This window comes from Burkholderia sp. Tr-20355, assembly GCF_017104685.1.
Lineage (GTDB): Bacteria > Pseudomonadota > Gammaproteobacteria > Burkholderiales > Burkholderiaceae > Burkholderia > Burkholderia seminalis.
This window is the reverse complement of sequence record NZ_JAAGPK010000168.1, coordinates 1-15884: the sequence shown is the minus strand read 5'-3', so window position 1 is coordinate 15884 and position 15884 is coordinate 1. Positions and strand designations below refer to the sequence as shown.

Sequence of the window (15884 nt, the reverse complement as noted above, 5' to 3'; positions counted from 1 at the left end):
ACCCGCCGGCCACCCCGCCCGCCCCCGCCACGCCGCCCGCCGGCATCGACGCGCACAAGCTGCGGACCGCGCTCGACCGCGCGTTCGACGAACCCGATCCGGCGCGGCCGCGGCGCACCCGCGCGGTCGTCGTGATGTGGCACGGCCAGGTGATCGCCGAACGCTACGCGCCCGGCTTCACGGCCGATACGCCGCTGCCCGGCTGGTCGATGACGAAGACCGTGACGGCCGCGCTGATCGGCACGCTCGTCGCGCAGCACAAGCTGTCGCCCGATGCGTCGGCGCTGCTGCCCGAATGGCGCGGCAGCGGCGACGCGCGCGCGGCCATCACGCTCGACGAGCTGCTGCGGATGACGAGCGGCCTGCAGTTCAACGAGGACTATGACGACCCGCTCTCCGACGTCGCCGTGATGCTGTTCACGCAGCCCGACATGGCGCGGTTCGCGTCGGCGAAACCGCTCGCCGCGACACCCGGCACGCAGTGGTACTACTCGAGCGGCACGAGCGCGATCGTCGCGCGTGTGATGCGCGAAGCGCTCGGCGGCAGCGACGGCGACTATCTCTTGTATCCGCGCCGCGCGTTGTTCGCGCCGCTCGGGATGCGCAGCGCGGTGTTCGAGCCCGATGCATCCGGCACGCTCGTCGCGCCGTCGTACCTGTATGCGAACGCGCGCGACTGGGCGCGCTTCGGGCAACTGCTGCTGCAGGACGGCAGGTGGAACGGGCAGCAGTTGCTGCCGCGGGGCTGGGTGCGTTACCTGACGCGCGCGACGCCGCAGTCGGCACGGCAGACGTTCGGCGCGCAACTGTGGGTCAAGGTGCCGGAGCCGTTCAACGATCGCGATCCGAACGCGCCCGCGATGCCGGCCGACGCGTTTCATGCGGTCGGCCATGAAGGGCAGTTCGTGAGCGTGGTGCCGAGCCGTCAGCTGGTGGTCGTGCGGCTCGGGCTGTCGCGGCCGGAGGCCGCGTGGAATCACGAGGCGTTTCTCGCGCGCGTGCTCGATGCGGTGCCGGCGCCCGGCGCGTGACGGCGGGCGCGCGAATCGATGACGCGCGCGTGAAGCGGCAGCGCTTGCAACGCCGCCGCTTCACGCGCGGCCTGCCCGGCTTTACGGATTCGCGCTGCCCGCGTACTGCTTGAAGCCTTCGCGCGTCGCAAGACGTTCGATATAGCGCGACACCGCCGGCAATTCCGGATGGGCGAACGGCGTGCCGAACCAGCGGTTCGCCGACAGGCCGATCGGAATGTCCGCGAGCGTGAACGTATCGCCGGCCACGTACGCGCCCGTCTTGTCGAGTTGCGCATTCAGCACCTGCATGTGCTTCGTCCAGCCGGCGATCGACTGCGCGATGCCGTCCGGATCCTGGTGATCGGGCGACTTGCGCACGAGGCCGAGGAATGCGCCGACCCACGAGCGGTTCAGGTCCGAGCCCTGCCAGTCGATCCACTGGTCGACCCGTGCGCGCGCCTGAGGCTCGGCCGGATAGAGCGCGTCGCCGCCATGGCGGTTCGCGAGGTAGCGGATGATCGTGTTCGATTCCCACAGCACGAAGTCGTCATCCTTGATGACCGGCACGAGCGCATTCGGATTCAGCGCGAGATAGGCCGGATCGTGGGTCGTGCGGAAGCCCGCCCCCCAGTCTTCCTGTTCGAACGGCAGGTTCAGTTCGGTGCACAGCCACAGCACCTTGCGGACGTTGATGGACGGGATCTTGCCGAGGACGTGCAGCATGCAGTCTCCTTGTGAGGTCGGATGCGGAGCGCGCGGGACGCAGGACACGCCCCGCGCACGTTCACGCCGAATTTATACACGACGGCGGGGCAAACGGCAGGCCGGCCCCGCGAAATCGGTGTGCGGCCGGTTCGTCAGGTCGCGCAGCGCATGCTCGGCCGTCGGGAAGCGGAACATGAATCCTTCCCGATGCAGCCGCGCCGGCATCACGCGCTGCCCGTCCAGCAGCAGCTCGGCCATCTCGCCCATCGCGACGCGCAGCGGCGCGGCCGGCACGTGCAGCCACGCGGGGCGGCGCAGCACCTTCGACACGACCTGCACGAACGCGCGCTGGGTCAGCGGCACCGGCGCGACCGCGTTGTAGACGCCGCGCATGCCCGCGCTCGACATCGCGCGCGCGACGATCCGCAGCACGTCGTCCCGGTGAATCCAGCTCATCACCTGCGCGCCGTCGCCGAATCGCCCGCCCATCCCGAAGTAATGCGGCAGCAGCATCGGGCGCAACGCGCCGCCGGGGCCGAACACGATGCCCAGCCGCAGCACCACCGTGCGCACGCCGTGGCGTTCGAGCGGCTGCGCGGCCCGCTCCCACTGCCGGCACAGTTCGGACATGAAGCCGGTGCCGGCGCTGCTGGCCTCGTCGAGCCGTTCGTCGGCCGGACGCACGCCGTAGTAGCCGATCGCGGATGCCTGGATCCACGTGCGCGGCTTGATCTCGGCGGTCTCGACCCAGCGCGTCAGCGCCTGCGTGACGCCGACGCGGCTCGCAAGCAGCCGCGCCTGCCGGCGCTTGCTCCAGCGTGCGCCCAGCACCGGCGCGCCCGCGAGATTGACGACCGTGTCGACACGCTCGTGCGGCCGCAGTTGTTCGACGGACGTCACGCTGCGCACGCGGCCGTCAAACAGGTAGGCCGCGCGCAGCGGATCGCGCGCCAGCAGTGTGACGGTATGCCCGGCATCGAGCAACCGGTTCACGAGCGTTTCGCCGATGAAGCCGGTCCCGCCGGTCACGAGCACGTGGCCGGGCGGCTGACCCGCGAACGGATTGGCGGCCGGCACACGGCGTGCGATCCGGCACGCGGCGATCCCGTCGCGCACACCCGATATGGTCACGCCGACGGCAAACAGGCTGAGCAGCCAGCCGCGCCAGCCGGGATCGAGCGGCTGCAGTGCGGTCGGCTCGTGCGCCCACACGGCCAGTTGCATCGCGATCATCCCGAACAGCGCGCCGCCGTTGACGGCCAGCAGCGTGTGCAGCACGCGCTCGGTGGCCGGCAGCTTGCGGCTTTGGTCCTCGACGACGAAGTCCCACAACGTCAGCGCCACTTCGACGAGTACGACCGCCGCGAGCGCTGCCACCCACGCCCTGTGAAACGCAACGTTCGCGATCGATGCGAACACGAGGCCGTACAACACGGAACGCACCGCATGAATCGTCAGCTCGAGCCGCGCGCGCGGGCTGTGCGGCAGGTCCTGCGTGAGTTCGTGGTGATAAAGCGTATCGAAGGCGCCCATCGCGCCCTGCACGATCAGCAGGTTGAGCGCCCAGTCGAAAGCAGGCAAGGTGTTCATACGGTATCCCTGCTCCACAGCCAGACGAGCGGCGGCACCATCGCGACGAGCGCGACGAGGTCGATCGCTACGTGGCCCCGCACATGCGCCTGCCACGACAACAGCATGTCCTGCGGCGCCCAGATCGACAGGCCGGCCAGCAGCCAGCCCCACACTTCCCGTTTGCGCAACCGGCTGCCGAGGTGGACGAGCGCGAGCATCCAGACCGACGCGCACTGTACCGTCGCGCCGGCCAGCGACATCCACCAGACCTGCTGGGCACGTGCGGCGTCGGGCGCCGTTCCTGCCCAGAAATGCAGTTCGATGCCGCGGTGATAGGCATCGAGCCACGGCGCGCCGGCCATCCACGGCACGACCGCGCCGACCAGCAGGTGCACGATCGCGACCGCCCCCATCCAGTTCACGACGATGCGGCGCTGGGTGTCGCGTGCGGGGCGCGCTGATGCCCTGCGTCCGGCGGCCTCGCCGATCCCGCACGCCGCGTCGTCGCAGCGCGCTTCGGCGTGATACCCGAGCCAGCGCGAAACGGCCTGCCGGTTGCGTGCGAAGCGGCGATACAGCGGTGCGAGCACGCCGCGCAGGGCCGGCACGCGCAGCAGCCAGGCGAGCCAGCGGCGCCCGGCCAGCGCGTGGGCGGCCGCGACGCTGTCGACGCCGGTCAGCATGCGTCCGTCAGGCAGGCGCGCATGCAGTTCGCGATTCAGCGCGGGCAGGTCGACGCCCAGCGGCGCCGGGTCGAAGCCCGGTTCGGCGATATCGACGAACATCAGCCGGTGTCGCGCGTCGCGCGCCGCGAGACGCCGAATTTCCGCGACGCATAACGGACATCGCCCGTCGAAGTAAACTTCCAGTTCACTTGCGCTCATGATTTGCACTCCTTCTTTTTATCGAAAGCATCATGAATCGATCGACTGCATGCCGATGCCTCGAACCGCCGCGCCCGCACGGCGGCGACACGCTTACATCGGCTTGACCACCATCAGGAAGTAGACGGTCAGCATCGCGAAAAACGCCGGATAACCGAGCAGTTCCCAGCGTTTCGCGTAGCGCCAGTAGCGCTCGGGCAGCGCGGCATCGCCGTTCGCGTGCGCGAGCCTCGCCATCGATGCCAGTTCGAGCTGCAGCCACACGACCGGCAGCCAGCACGCACCGGCGACCGCGTACAGCACGATCGACGCGAGCAGCCACGGCGTATGCCACGGCCAGCCGGCCGTGTGCGCGAGCCACAAGCCGGACGCCGGCTGGAAGATCACGGCCGGCGTCGTGAACCACCCGTCCGCGCGCACCACGAGCCGCGACACGGCCGCGATCGCGGGCACCGACCGCGTGCGGTTCGCGAAGAACAGGTAGAACGCGGTGCCGAACCCCGTGCCGACCAGCAGCACCGAGGACAGGATGTGAAGCGCCTTGATGACGAGATAGGTATTCATGCGCGTTCTTCTTCTGAAAAGAGGATCAACAGGATGGCGAGAATCGGCACGTTCTTGAGCACCGGACCGAACGGTTCGGCCAGCAGGCCCGGCATCGTGACCGCGATCACGGCCGAATACGCGACGATCAGCGCCGCTTGCGCAGCCCACAGGCGCCGCGAAGGCGCGGCGACGGTCGCGATGCCGAACGCGAAGTCCAGCGCGCTGGCCCCATAGAGCGCAAGCAACGCCGGCAGCCCCGTCAGGTGCGCAGGCGCGAGCAGCGCGAGGCTCGCGTGCTGCGGATGGATGAACGCGCTCGCGATGGCCGTCCAGATCCACACGATCGCGAGCGCGCCGCGCAGCAACGGGCGCCGCCACATCGCGAGTGCCTCGCGGCGCAGCGCGGCAGCGCTTTCCGTACCGATGAAGCGGCCGATGCCGCGCGGCGGCCGGCCGAGCACGGCCGCGGTGGCCGACGGATCGCCGGTGTTCCCGGCGCGCAGCATCGTCCACGTGTCGCGCGTGAACATCGCGCCCGGCAGCATGCCGGACAGGACGGCCGCCGCGCCGGCCAGCGGGCCCGGCAGCGTCACGCGCGCAGCCGGCGGAAACCCCAGCGCGGCCCGGTAGCAGGCCAGCATCTCGCGGTATTCGACTTCGTCGCCGCCGACCACGTCGATCAGCCGGTTGCCGGCCTCCGCCGCATCGTCCGGTTGCACGACCAGCCGCGCGACGACTTCCGCGAGATCGTCGACGTGCACGGGGCGCAGCCGCTGACGGCCGCCCGCCGGCAGCACATGCACGGGCAGGCTCGCGAGCATCCGGAACAACCGCGCCGACGCGCCGGCCGCGCCGTAGACAAGCGCGGGGCGCACGATGCGGGAATCGATCGGCAGCGTCCGCAGGAACCGGTCGGCCGCGTGCTTGCTCGCGAAGTACCGCGTCTCGCCGCGCTCGACGCCGAGCGCCGAGATCTGGATCACGCACCGCACGCCGGCGCGGCAGCATGCGGTGAAGAGCGCGCACGGCGCGGCGCGGTGCACGGCGTCGAGCGTCGCGCCGCGTCGGTCGGCCAGGATGCCGACGGCGTTAACCACCACGTCGACGCCCGTCAGCCGCGGCAGCCACGCCTGCGGATCGACGTCCCGCGCGAAGTCGATCGCGATGTCGCGCGGGCCGGCCGCGTGACGCACGCCGCGCAGCACGTGATGGCCGCCGGCTTCGAGCTGCGCGCACAGCGCCCGCCCGATGAAGCCGCTCGCGCCGCAGACGAGCACGGTGATACTGCGCGCGCCGGTGCGATCGTGCTGTCGGGCCGACGGCAGGATTGCGTTCATCTTCATCCTCTATTTACAGTTATTTCTGTAAAGACAGAAACATCAACCCCAAAAAAAGCGGGCTGCCCGCCCGCACTTCCGCTACCGCTTACTTCGACGGCTTGCGCCTGACCGTCTGGCTGATCTTCGCGCCGATGCCGAGCGCCTTCATCAGCGTATCGGGCTTGAGCCGCAGCATCTCGTCCGACCAGGTCGTGAGCGTCTCGACGAACTGCAGCGTGTCGCGGATACGCTGTTCGGTCTCGCGGCTTTCGTTCGCGATCTCCGGACTCGTCAGGCAATCGCGCAGCACCGTGAGCGTCGGTTCGATCTCGCGCTGCCGCCGCCCTTCGACGATCAGCTTGAACAACTCCCAGATGTCGGTCGACGTCTCGAAGTGGTCGCGGCGGTCGCCGAGCACGTGCACGACCTTCGCGAGCCGCCACGCCTGCAGCTCCTTCAGGCTCGTGCTGACGTTGGAGCGCGCGACGTTGAGCGTGTCGGCGATCTCGTCGGCCGCGACCGGCCGGCCGGCCAGGTAGAGCAGCGCGTGAATCTGCGAGACGGTACGGTTGACGCCCCACCGCGAGCCCATTTCGCCCCAGTGGAGAATGAATCGTTCGGCAATCGGTGTGAGTTCCATGTCGGGAAATTTATTCATTTCAGTTATTTCTGTCAAGAGAGAAATAACCGGGGCGATCCGACACCGTCCGGCCGCGCCCGCCCGCGATCGGCCGCTTCCTTTACAATGCGCGGGATTTTCCGATTTCAGGCCGTCCCCGCCTTTCTGATAGACAGAGGTTTTTCCATGATCATCAAACCGCGCGTGCGTGGCTTCATCTGCGTGACGACTCATCCCGTCGGCTGCGAGGCCAACGTCAAGGAACAGATCGACTACGTGACTTCGCACGGCCCGATCGCCAATGGCCCGAAAAAGGTGCTCGTGATCGGCGCGTCGACCGGCTATGGCCTCGCGGCCCGGATCTCGGCCGCATTCGGCTCGGGCGCGGACACGCTCGGCGTGTTCTTCGAGCGCGCCGGCAGCGAAACGAAGCCCGGCACGGCCGGCTGGTACAACAGCGCCGCGTTCGAGAAATTCGCCGCCGAAAAGGGGCTCTATGCGCGCAGCATCAACGGCGACGCATTCTCCGACAAGGTCAAGCAGGTCACGATCGACACCATCAAGCAGGATCTCGGCAAGGTCGATCTGGTCGTCTACAGCCTCGCGGCACCGCGCCGCACGCATCCGAAGACGGGCGAGACGATCAGCTCGACGCTCAAGCCGGTCGGCAAGGCCGTCACGTTCCGCGGCCTCGACACCGACAAGGAAGTGATCCGCGACGTCGCGCTCGAACCGGCGACGCAGGAAGAGATCGACGGCACCGTCGCGGTGATGGGCGGCGAGGACTGGCAGATGTGGATCGACGCGCTGGCCGACGCCGGCGTGCTGGCCGACGGCGCGAAGACCACCGCGTTCACGTATCTCGGCGAGCAGATCACGCACGACATCTACTGGAACGGCTCGATCGGCGAAGCGAAGAAGGATCTCGACAAGAAGGTGCTGTCGATCCGCGACAAGCTGGCCGCGCACGGCGGCGATGCCCGCGTGTCGGTGCTGAAGGCCGTCGTCACGCAGGCCAGCTCGGCGATCCCGATGATGCCGCTGTACCTGTCGCTGCTGTTCAAGGTGATGAAGGAAGCCGGCACGCACGAAGGCTGCATCGAGCAGGTGTACGGGCTCCTGAAGGACAGCCTGTACGGCGCGACGCCGCACATCGACGCGGAAGGCCGCCTGCGCGCGGACTACAAGGAGCTCGATCCGCAGGTGCAGGAGAAGGTCGTCGCGATGTGGGACAAGGTGACCAACGAGAACCTGTACGAGATGACCGACTTCGCCGGCTACAAGACCGACTTCCTGCGGCTGTTCGGCTTCGAGATCGCCGGTGTCGACTACGACGCGGACGTGAACCCGGACGTGAAGATCCCGGGCATCATCGACACGACGGTCTGACGAAACGCCCCGCCGCCGCGCTCATCGAGCGGGCGGCGGGGCCGCGTTGCCGGCCGCGTCAACGCGGCGCCGGCTCTTCCAGATAGACGCCCGACGACAGCGTGGCCTTCACCTGCCGCGTGAATTCGTCGGTCGACACCTCCTCTTCTCCTGCTTCGATTGCCTCGTAGGCCTGGCGCACGACGTCGGCCGGCGTGGCCTTCGGCACGTCGAGGCCGGCCGTCAGGTCGGTATCGATGAACCCCGCATGCAGCCCGACGACCTGCGTATGCTGTTCGCGCAGCGAATGGCGCAGCCCGTTGGTCAGCGCCCACGCGGCCGATTTCGACACGCCGTAGCCCGACAGGATCGGCCGGTTCACCCAGCTCGCGACCGACAGGATGTTCAGGATCGCGCCGCCGCCGTGGCTGGCGAGCGTGCCGGCGAACGCCCGCGACATCGCCAGCATCCCGAACACGTTGGTTTCGAAGTGCTCGCGCAGCGCGTCGGGCGCGCCGTCGTCCGTCAGGCTGCCGAGCCGCGCGATGCCGGCGTTGTTGATCAGCAGCGTGACGTCGCGGGCCGCATCGGCCGCCGCGGCGACGGCCGCCGGATCGGTCACGTCGAGCTTCACGGGCACGACGCCCGGCAGCGTCACGGTGGCCGGATCGCGCGCCGCCGCATAGACCTTGCGCGCGCCTCTGGCGAGCGCCTGCTTCGCGAACTCGAGCCCGAGCCCGCGGTTCGCGCCCGTCACGAAAACGACTGCACCTTCGATCTTCATGATCGTTCCTTTCGCATGATGAATCGCCTGCGCGCCGGCTCGCCGCGCGCATGAGATCCGGTGGAAAACGAGGTTGCCATTGCTTGCCGAACCGGTGCGCCGCCGACGGCGGGCGGCGAGCCGTCCGCCGCCCGATAGCCGCGGCGCCAAAGACGCCGACCGACTGCCATCCGTGTCCGGCCGTGGCTTTGCATCGCCGGCCAAGTCGACTACACTCGATGTCAATGTCGATCACCATTGTCTTTGCGGTGCATTCTGTTCGCGCCACGCCCTCATGTCAATGGTGATCGCCATTGTGTTTTCCAATCGACGCGATCGGCAAAATCAGGGAGAGATCGATGGGCGTATCAAGACAGCAGGCCGCCGAGAACCGGAGCGCGATCGTCGCGGCCGCCGAGCGGCTGTTCCGCGCGCGCGGCGTCGATGCCGTCGGGCTGACGGAGCTGATGAAGGAAGCCGGCTTCACGCAGGGCGGCTTCTACAACCACTTCAAGTCGAAAGACGCGCTCGTCGCCGAAGTGATGGAAAAGGCGATGCACGACCGCGCCGATTCGCCGAACGCCGGCAGTCTCGACGCGCAGGTGGCGGCGTACCTGTCGGCCGCGCATCGCGACAACGTCGAGGCCGGGTGCCCGCTGTCCGGCTTCGCCGGCGACGCGGCGCGGCTGACCGACGCGGCGCGCGCGTGCTACGCGCACGGCCTCGCCGCGTATCTCGACCGGCTGGCGCCGATGGTGGCGGCCGAAGGCGCGACGCCGGAGCAGACACGTCGCGACACGTTGGCGGTCTTCAGCCAGATGGTCGGCGCGCTCGTGCTGTCGCGCGCGGTCGCGGGCACCGATCGCGCGCTGGCCGACGAGATCCTCGACGCGGGACGCAAGACGCTGGGCGCCGGACGCGGCGATCCGGGCACGCCTGCGTAACGCCGCCCTCCCGCGCTACTCGACCGCCCGCGCGGCATCCCACAGCGGTTGCCCGCCAAGCGCCGCATGCCACGCATCGAAACGCGTGCGCCACGCTTCGAACGGCTGCGCGAGCGGATGGCGCGGATCGTCGCTGAGCGAATACGCCATCCCCTCGATCAGCCAGCGCGGCTTGGTCGCGACGGCCAGGTTGCCGAGCACTTCGGCCTGACGATGATGGATCAGCTCGTGCGCGATGAAATAGGGGGTCCAGCCGCGCGGCGCGACGGCCACCCCGAAATTGCCGAGTGTCAGCGCCGCGCGCGCGCCCAGGCCGAACGCGTCGGCACACGCGCGCGTCGAACAGAACACGACGCGCGGCGCATCGTGAAACGGGCCGACGGCCGCCGCCGCGCGCGCATAGCCGTCGCGATACAGCCGCTGCGCGTCGCCGAGCTTCGCGGCATCGTCCGTGCAGACGTCGGCGCTCGGGCACGACACGCCGGGGATCAACGCGGGCGCGAGTATTCGCAGCGGCTTGACGAGCGCATAAGCGGCAATCGGCAGCGCGACGAGCAAGCCCGCAAGGGCGAAGGCGACGTGTGAGCGTTTCATCATCTGGGCGGCGGTTCCCTGGCTTTTCGTTGAAGTCTTCTGGCGTGAATATATCGAACCGGCGGCGCTTCCGGCCCGGCTTTTCATGCTGCGGGAAAACCGGCCGCCGGACAGTTCGCGCTGCGACCAGGAAGGCGCCGCGTACGCCCGCGGCCGACCCCACGCGTCACGCGGCATGCTCGCCGCGCACCGAGCCCGCGCCCGCTCCGCGGCGGCTCACGCGCACGCCCAGCCACAACAATCCCGCGCTGCACACGAACAGGAGCACCTCGACCAGCACGGTCTCGACGTGCCAGTACCGCGTCAGCAGCACCGCGACAAGGTCGAACATGAAATGGAACGCGATCGCATACGCGAGCCAGCGTTTCGCGCCGCGCACGAACGCCTGCAGCACGATCAGCGACAGCCCGACATGCGCGGCCATCGCGCTCACGCGCTCGAACAGCGCGAGCAGCGGCGACACGAGCGTCATCCCCGCGAACCCCGACCCGATCAGCGAGCGCATGCCGGCCGGCACGGCGACACCCGCGTGCGCGAGCAGGTAGCCGGTGCCGAGCGCGACGAACCCCACGCCGACCAGCAGCATCGCTTCCAGCCCGCCGTGCCCGAGCCCGAGCATCACGGCCGTCCGCGCATCGTGCCGCTTCGGCAACAGATACCGGAACGCGACCCAGCGCCCGCATTCCTCGAAGAGCCCGGCCGTCAACGCGGCGAACACGAGCATCGGCAGATGCCAGCGCGGACTGGTTCCGAGCCAGTGGAACAGCGGCGCCTGCCACGACAGGCGCAGCAGCGGCTGGAACACGAAAAAGGTCAGCATGCCGTAGCAAAACACGCGCAGCGGCACCTGCGTGCGGCGCCGCCAGCGGACCGCGAGCCACACCGGCGCGATCAGTGCCGCGACACCGGCCGCCAGCGTGGCGCACAGCAGCGCCGGGGCGACGGGATGCATGACGGCTGTCGTTACGCGAGCTGCTTGTGGAAATAGGTCGTCGCGCAGAGCGCGCCGTCGGGCATCAGCGCGTAGTTCGGCACGACGCCGACGCGCTGCCAGCCGGCCCGCTCGTACAGCCGCTCGGCGTCGCCGCCCGTCACGGTGTCGAGCACGAGCACGGTCTTGCCGGCGTCGCGCGCGGCCGCGTCGGCCGCCGCCATCAGCCGCGCGGCGATGCCCTGCCGGCGCGCGTGCCGCGCGACGAGCATCTTCGCGATATCCGCGCGATGCGGCTGGTTCTCGGGCTGCGCGGTCACGACCTGCACCGTGCCGACGATCCGGCCCGCCGCATCCTCGGCGACGAGCAGGATGCGCTCGTCGTTCGCGACGCCCTCGGCCACGCGCGTCCAGAACGCGACGGCGGTCGGCCGCGCGATCGGCAACATGAAGCTGACGGATGCGCCGCCTTCGACGCAATCGATCAACAGGTCGGCCAGCGCGTCGACGCAACGCATCGCGTCGCGTGCGTCGATCCGACGGACGGTAACAGATTCGGTCATGCCCTCTCCGGTAGTCAGGCAGGCCGCACGCGCGGTTTCGGCATGGGCCGGGATCCCAAACGCACGCCGGCCGGTCGTCGAGGCTCAGGCAACGGCGGCAGGCGTCCGGCAACGCCGCGCCCGGTCGGCGCGCGTTACCGCCCCATCATCGTACGCGATGAAAATTTCCGCTGCATCACCCGTCACGTCGCCTACACTTAGCCAAATGGATAACTTTCAACCCGGTATCAGCGACGTGTTCCACGCCCTCGCCGATCCGACGCGCTGCGCGATCGTCAGCGCGCTCGGCCAGGGCGAGCGAACCGTTTCCGCGCTGGCCGCGCCGTTCGACATGGCGCTGCCGTCGTTCATGAAGCATGTCGCGGTGCTCGAGCGCAGCGGCCTCGTGCAGACCCGGAAAACCGGCCGCTCGCGCACCTGCGCGCTGGTGGTCAGCCGGGTGACCGAGGCCGAGACATGGCTCGCCGCCCAGCGCGCGCTGTGGGAGGCGCGATCCGACCGCCTCGTCGAATTCGTCGAACGCCATCATCAGGAGGAGCACGATGTCAGCCAGCCCCGTCGACCCCGCTGAAGCCCACGATCTCGTCATCACGCGCACGCTGCACGCGCCGCGCCGTGCGCTGTGGCGCGCGTGGACCGACCCCGAATTGCTGAAGGAGTGGTGGTGCCCGAAGCCGTGGACCACCGACGTGCGCGCATTCGACCTGCGCCCGGGCGGCGCCTTCCACACGTTCATGCGCGGCCCCGACGGCGGCACGAGCGACAATCCCGGCTGCTTTCTCGAGATCGTGCCGGAATCGCGCATCGCGTTCACGTCGATGCTCGCGGGCGGCTGGCGGCCGCAGACGCCGTGGATGGGCTTCACGGCAATCGTCACGATGGCCGACGACGACGCGGGCAGCCGCTACGAGGCGCGCGTGATGCATCCCGATGCCGCGACGCGCGAGCGCCATGAAGCGCTCGGCTTTTTCGAGGGCTGGAACACCTGCATCACGCAGCTCGATGCCTTCGCCGCCGCCCTGCGTTGAACGGCTGAACGCGCCCGCGCGGGCAGCCATTGCATGCCGCCGCGCCCGCGTCTAGGATTCCTGAAGGAAGCATGACGACACGCCGGCTGCCGGCGTGCACCGTCGCGCGCGTTCCGCGGGAGGCCACATGTTGCACACGCACACGCATTCCACCCGGGTCAGCCGGCACCTGAACGCACCACGCGGGCGCGTCTACCGCGCGCTGCTCGATCCACACGCGGTCGAGCAGTGGAAGGTGCCCGACGGCATGACGTGCCGCGTGCACGCGTACGATGCGCGCGAAGGCGGCGCGCTGCGGGTGTCGCTGAGCTACGACGCGCCGTCGGCCGACACCGGCAAGACCACCGCGCGCACCGATACCTATCACGGCCGCTTCGTCACGCTCGTGCCGGACGAGCGGATCGTCGAGATCGACGTGTTCGAAACCGACGATCCGATGCTGCGCGGCGCGATGACGATCACCATCACGCTGTCCGACGAAGCCGGCGGCACGCGCGTGGATGCCGTGCACGACGGGGTGCCGCCCGGCGTGCCGGCCGCCGACAACGAAACGGGCTGGCGAATGGCATTGGCGCGGCTGGCCGCGCTGGTGGAAGCCGGGTGACGCCGCGCACGCGCGTCAGCCGAGCCGGTAGGCGCGCGTGACCGTGCCGCGGAACAGCGCGTCGCGCTCGTCCCGGCTGGCCTGCGCGGTCAGCCGCTTGAACGCGTTCCAGCCGTTGACGAACGAATACGAGCCCTTGTCGACCGGGAAATTGCTCTCGAACATGCAGCGGCCGGGGCCGAATGCGTCGATGCAGGTCATCATCCAGGGCTTCCACGCGTCGGCGAGCTGCACGGAAGACGGCGGCGTCGCGCCCTTCTCGAAATCGAACCCGTTGATGCGCATCCCGAGGCCGCCGACCTTCACGTACACGTTCGGCAGTTGCGCGAGCGCACGCATCGACGCCGACCAGCGCTCGAACACCTCCGGCCGCTTGTCCGCATAGCTGGCGATCCGCACGACGCCACCGCAGTGATTGACGACGATCCGCGTGTCGGGGTTTGCCTTCGCGAGGTCGAACAGTTCGGGGAGTTGCGGAAAGAACAGCCACGCGTCGTACGACAGCCCGAGCGGCGCGAGCTGTGCGACGCCGGCCCGGTACGCGGGATCGAGCAGCAGCCCGCGCGGCACCGCCGACAGCGGATTCGCGAGCGTCGGATCGGGATCCCACGTGGTCAGGTGCCGAACGCCGCGGAACCGGCCGCGTGCGGCTTCGAGATGCGCTTCCAGGACGTCGCGCACGCGTGCGCCGAGCCGCAGGTCCGCATGGCCGACGATACCTTTGGCGACGGCCACCGGGCCGTGCTGCAGCGGCTCGGTCACGCCGGCCACGTAGGCCGTCTCGCCCACCGGCTTCAGTTCGGCCGGCCCCGAATCGCGATAGCGCGTCTGCGCCTGCATGTAGACGGACGCCTGGATGTGGTGGCCCGAGCGCGCGTCCTGCAGATAGTCGTCGAGCATGTAAATCCAGCCCGGCCGTTCGTAGAAGTGATGATGCGCGTCGACGATCGGCAGGTCGGGCTCGAGCGCGGGTTCGAGCGCCGACGCGAGCCAGTCGGGGCGGACCGCGAGATAGTTGCCTTGCGTCGTCATGCGGGAAGCTCCATCGTGGGCCGGCGTGTCGGCGCATGCGGGCAGCGCGAACGAGGCCGCGGCCGCGCCGAGCAACCGGCGTCGCTTGATCGAAATCGTATCCATGTCATTCGCTCCGGTCGAACGCGTACAGCGACAGCGTGAGCAGCGTCGTGATCGCCAGCACGATCGCGAGGCCGAGCATGCCGGCCGTGAACGTGCCGAAGCTGTCCTTCAGGTAGCCGACGAGATAGGGGCCCGCGAAGCCGCCGAGCGCGCCGATCGAGTTGATCAGCGCCAGCCCGCCGGCCGCCGCCTGGCCGGACAGGAAGCGCGACGGCAGCGTGTAGAAGATCGTGCGGCCGGCAATCGTGCCGATCAACGCGAACGTGATGCCGACGAGCGCCGGCCCGAGCGTCAGGAAATGCGTCGACACGCCCAGCGCCACCGCGCCGATGCACAGCCCCACGGCCAGGTTCGCGACCGGGCCGCCGCGACGGTCCACCCGCTTCGCCCACCACAGCAGCGCGACCGTCGCGAAGCAGTACGGCACCGCGGACAGCCAGCCCGTCTGCATCGTCGACATGCCGTGCGCCTTCAGCATCTGCGGCAGCCAGATGCCGATCCCGTACGAGCCCATCGTGAAGCCGAACGAGATCAGCGCCAGCACGTACACGCGCACGTCGCGCAACGCGACGCCGAAGCCCTTCTTGCGGCCGGCCGCCGCGCCTTCGCGCTCGAACGCGCGCTGCAGCGCCGCGCGCTCGTCGTCCGACAGCCACGCGGCATGCGCCGGCGAATCGGACAGCAGCTTCAGGACGAGGAAACCGAGCGCGCACGCCGGCAGCCCTTCGACGATGAACATCCATTTCCAGCCGGCGAGCCCGAGCACGCCGTCGAGCTGCAGCAGCCACGTCGACAGCGGGCCGCCGATCAGCGACGACAGCGGCGTCGACACGGTGAACCACGCCAGCACGCGCGTGCGGTAGCTCGCCGGAAACCACACGGCGAGAAAGAAGATCACGCCCGGGAAGAAGCCGGCCTCCCCGATGCCGAGCAGCAGCCGAATCGCGTAGAAACTCGTCGGCCCGGTCGCGAGCGCGGTCGCGGCCGCCATCAGCCCCCACGTGATCATGATGCGGGCGAGCCAGCGACGCGCGCCGAAGCGGTACAGCGCGAGATTGCTCGGCACCTCGAACACGCAGTAGCCCGCGAACATGATCCCCGCGCCCCAGCCGAACTGCGTCGCGGTCAGCCCGAGATCGCGGTTCATCGTGAGCGCCGCGAACCCGACGCTCGTGCGATCCAGGTAGTTGAAGAAGTACGCGAGCGCGAGCAGCGGGATGAAGCGCCATGCGGCCTTGCGCACGGCGCGCTGCTCGGCCGACGTGTCGGTCTCGCGGTCGGCGGCGAGCGCCGA

Annotated in this window: 18 protein-coding genes; 6 read left to right on the top strand and 12 right to left on the bottom strand. The window is 69.3% G+C overall.

From position 1 onward, the window contains the following. Positions 1 to 1031, top strand: a 1031-nt coding sequence (locus G3N62_RS28985) for a serine hydrolase (RefSeq protein WP_206141367.1), incomplete at its 5' end; no start/stop codon positions are given. An 81-nt stretch (positions 1032 to 1112) separates the two neighbouring features. Here G3N62_RS28985 and G3N62_RS28980 read toward each other — a convergent pair. The 6 genes from G3N62_RS28980 to G3N62_RS28955 all read right to left on the bottom strand — a co-directional run bounded on the left by G3N62_RS28980 (position 1113) and on the right by G3N62_RS28955 (position 6679). Then, positions 1113 to 1736 (bottom strand): glutathione S-transferase, encoded by a 624-nt coding sequence (locus G3N62_RS28980; RefSeq protein ID WP_034187722.1) that lies wholly within the window; start codon positions 1734 to 1736, stop codon positions 1113 to 1115. A 72-nt stretch (positions 1737 to 1808) separates the two neighbouring features. After that, positions 1809 to 3308, bottom strand: coding sequence for a TIGR01777 family oxidoreductase (locus tag G3N62_RS28975; RefSeq protein ID WP_124670381.1), 1500 nt, complete (start codon positions 3306 to 3308; stop codon positions 1809 to 1811). Continuing rightward, entirely contained in the window at positions 3305 to 4174 is an 870-nt protein-coding gene (locus G3N62_RS28970) for a DUF393 domain-containing protein (RefSeq protein ID WP_124670382.1), read from the bottom strand. The genes G3N62_RS28975 and G3N62_RS28970 overlap by 4 nt, the downstream gene beginning before the upstream one ends. 93 nt (positions 4175 to 4267) lie before the next feature. Continuing rightward, positions 4268 to 4738 (bottom strand): DUF2269 domain-containing protein, encoded by a 471-nt coding sequence (locus G3N62_RS28965; protein WP_034187719.1) that lies wholly within the window; start codon positions 4736 to 4738, stop codon positions 4268 to 4270. Beyond that, on the bottom strand, positions 4735 to 6057 hold the full coding sequence (locus G3N62_RS28960; RefSeq protein ID WP_124670383.1) for an SDR family oxidoreductase: 1323 nt from the start codon (positions 6055 to 6057) through the stop codon (positions 4735 to 4737). The genes G3N62_RS28965 and G3N62_RS28960 overlap by 4 nt, the downstream gene beginning before the upstream one ends. A gap of 88 nt (positions 6058 to 6145) precedes the next feature. Next, positions 6146 to 6679 (bottom strand): MarR family transcriptional regulator, encoded by a 534-nt coding sequence (locus G3N62_RS28955; protein WP_034187718.1) that lies wholly within the window; start codon positions 6677 to 6679, stop codon positions 6146 to 6148. 165 nt (positions 6680 to 6844) lie between these two features. Here G3N62_RS28955 and fabV point away from each other — a divergent pair, with 165 nt between their 5' ends. Further along, positions 6845 to 8047, top strand: coding sequence for an enoyl-ACP reductase FabV (gene fabV, locus G3N62_RS28950; protein WP_034187717.1), 1203 nt, complete (start codon positions 6845 to 6847; stop codon positions 8045 to 8047). A 58-nt stretch (positions 8048 to 8105) separates the two neighbouring features. Here fabV and G3N62_RS28945 read toward each other — a convergent pair whose 3' ends face one another. After that, positions 8106 to 8810, bottom strand: coding sequence for an SDR family oxidoreductase (locus tag G3N62_RS28945; RefSeq protein WP_034187716.1), 705 nt, complete (start codon positions 8808 to 8810; stop codon positions 8106 to 8108). A gap of 338 nt (positions 8811 to 9148) precedes the next feature. Between G3N62_RS28945 and G3N62_RS28940 the strand changes: the two genes are divergently transcribed. Next, positions 9149 to 9733: a TetR family transcriptional regulator gene (locus G3N62_RS28940; RefSeq protein ID WP_034187715.1), complete on the top strand. Its 585-nt coding sequence runs from the start codon at positions 9149 to 9151 to the stop codon at positions 9731 to 9733. A 15-nt stretch (positions 9734 to 9748) separates the two neighbouring features. Here the strand turns inward: G3N62_RS28940 and G3N62_RS28935 are convergent, their stop codons facing one another. The 3 genes from G3N62_RS28935 to G3N62_RS28925 form a co-directional block, all read right to left on the bottom strand. Further along, positions 9749 to 10327, bottom strand: coding sequence for a hypothetical protein (locus G3N62_RS28935; RefSeq protein WP_124670411.1), 579 nt, complete (start codon positions 10325 to 10327; stop codon positions 9749 to 9751). A 166-nt stretch (positions 10328 to 10493) separates the two neighbouring features. Continuing rightward, complete coding sequence (locus G3N62_RS28930) at positions 10494 to 11279, bottom strand: YhfC family glutamic-type intramembrane protease (protein ID WP_124670384.1); 786 nt, start codon at positions 11277 to 11279, stop codon at positions 10494 to 10496. 11 nt (positions 11280 to 11290) lie between these two features. Beyond that, positions 11291 to 11821 carry a GNAT family N-acetyltransferase gene (locus G3N62_RS28925; RefSeq protein ID WP_034187713.1) on the bottom strand — a complete coding sequence of 177 codons (531 nt, stop codon included), beginning with the start codon at positions 11819 to 11821 and terminating at the stop codon, positions 11291 to 11293. A 205-nt stretch (positions 11822 to 12026) separates the two neighbouring features. On the opposite strand from G3N62_RS28925, the gene G3N62_RS28920 reads away from it, so the two are divergent. The 3 genes from G3N62_RS28920 to G3N62_RS28910 all read left to right on the top strand — a co-directional run bounded on the left by G3N62_RS28920 (position 12027) and on the right by G3N62_RS28910 (position 13453). Further along, positions 12027 to 12392, top strand: a complete 366-nt coding sequence (locus tag G3N62_RS28920; protein ID WP_124670412.1) for a metalloregulator ArsR/SmtB family transcription factor — start codon at positions 12027 to 12029, stop codon at positions 12390 to 12392. Further along, positions 12364 to 12849, top strand: a complete 486-nt coding sequence (locus tag G3N62_RS28915; protein ID WP_059559063.1) for an SRPBCC family protein — start codon at positions 12364 to 12366, stop codon at positions 12847 to 12849. The genes G3N62_RS28920 and G3N62_RS28915 overlap by 29 nt, the downstream gene beginning before the upstream one ends. A gap of 127 nt (positions 12850 to 12976) precedes the next feature. Continuing rightward, the gene (locus G3N62_RS28910; RefSeq protein ID WP_034187710.1) at positions 12977 to 13453 is read left to right on the top strand and encodes an SRPBCC family protein; all 477 of its coding nucleotides are present in this window, start codon (positions 12977 to 12979) and stop codon (positions 13451 to 13453) included. Positions 13454 to 13468: 15 nt separating this feature from the next. Here the strand turns inward: G3N62_RS28910 and G3N62_RS28905 are convergent, their stop codons facing one another. Together G3N62_RS28905 and G3N62_RS28900 are read right to left on the bottom strand one after the other, a co-directional pair. Further along, complete coding sequence (locus G3N62_RS28905) at positions 13469 to 14590, bottom strand: amidohydrolase family protein (protein WP_124670385.1); 1122 nt, start codon at positions 14588 to 14590, stop codon at positions 13469 to 13471. A gap of 1 nt (position 14591) precedes the next feature. Continuing rightward, positions 14592 to 15884 (bottom strand): MFS transporter (locus G3N62_RS28900; protein WP_241013239.1); only part of this gene is annotated, 1293 nt, incomplete at its 5' end.

Bases quoted from the DNA above. Each gene is read 5' to 3' on its own strand.
- G3N62_RS28910 (WP_034187710.1), top strand. From the start codon at position 12,977: ATGTTGCACACGCACACGCATTCCACCCGGGTCAGCCGGCACCTGAAC.
- G3N62_RS28905 (WP_124670385.1), bottom strand. From the start codon at position 14,590: ATGGATACGATTTCGATCAAGCGACGCCGGTTGCTCGGCGCGGCCGCG.
- G3N62_RS28955 (WP_034187718.1), bottom strand. From the start codon at position 6,679: ATGGAACTCACACCGATTGCCGAACGATTCATTCTCCACTGGGGCGAA.
- G3N62_RS28940 (WP_034187715.1), top strand. From the start codon at position 9,149: ATGGGCGTATCAAGACAGCAGGCCGCCGAGAACCGGAGCGCGATCGTC.
- G3N62_RS28980 (WP_034187722.1), bottom strand. From the start codon at position 1,736: ATGCTGCACGTCCTCGGCAAGATCCCGTCCATCAACGTCCGCAAGGTG.
- G3N62_RS28930 (WP_124670384.1), bottom strand. From the start codon at position 11,279: ATGCATCCCGTCGCCCCGGCGCTGCTGTGCGCCACGCTGGCGGCCGGT.
- G3N62_RS28920 (WP_124670412.1), top strand. From the start codon at position 12,027: ATGGATAACTTTCAACCCGGTATCAGCGACGTGTTCCACGCCCTCGCC.
- G3N62_RS28965 (WP_034187719.1), bottom strand. From the start codon at position 4,738: ATGAATACCTATCTCGTCATCAAGGCGCTTCACATCCTGTCCTCGGTG.
- G3N62_RS28915 (WP_059559063.1), top strand. From the start codon at position 12,364: ATGTCAGCCAGCCCCGTCGACCCCGCTGAAGCCCACGATCTCGTCATC.
- G3N62_RS28960 (WP_124670383.1), bottom strand. From the start codon at position 6,057: ATGAACGCAATCCTGCCGTCGGCCCGACAGCACGATCGCACCGGCGCG.
- G3N62_RS28925 (WP_034187713.1), bottom strand. From the start codon at position 11,821: ATGACCGAATCTGTTACCGTCCGTCGGATCGACGCACGCGACGCGATG.
- fabV (WP_034187717.1), top strand. From the start codon at position 6,845: ATGATCATCAAACCGCGCGTGCGTGGCTTCATCTGCGTGACGACTCAT.
- G3N62_RS28935 (WP_124670411.1), bottom strand. From the start codon at position 10,327: ATGAAACGCTCACACGTCGCCTTCGCCCTTGCGGGCTTGCTCGTCGCG.
- G3N62_RS28975 (WP_124670381.1), bottom strand. From the start codon at position 3,308: ATGAACACCTTGCCTGCTTTCGACTGGGCGCTCAACCTGCTGATCGTG.
- G3N62_RS28945 (WP_034187716.1), bottom strand. From the start codon at position 8,810: ATGAAGATCGAAGGTGCAGTCGTTTTCGTGACGGGCGCGAACCGCGGG.
- G3N62_RS28970 (WP_124670382.1), bottom strand. From the start codon at position 4,174: ATGAGCGCAAGTGAACTGGAAGTTTACTTCGACGGGCGATGTCCGTTA.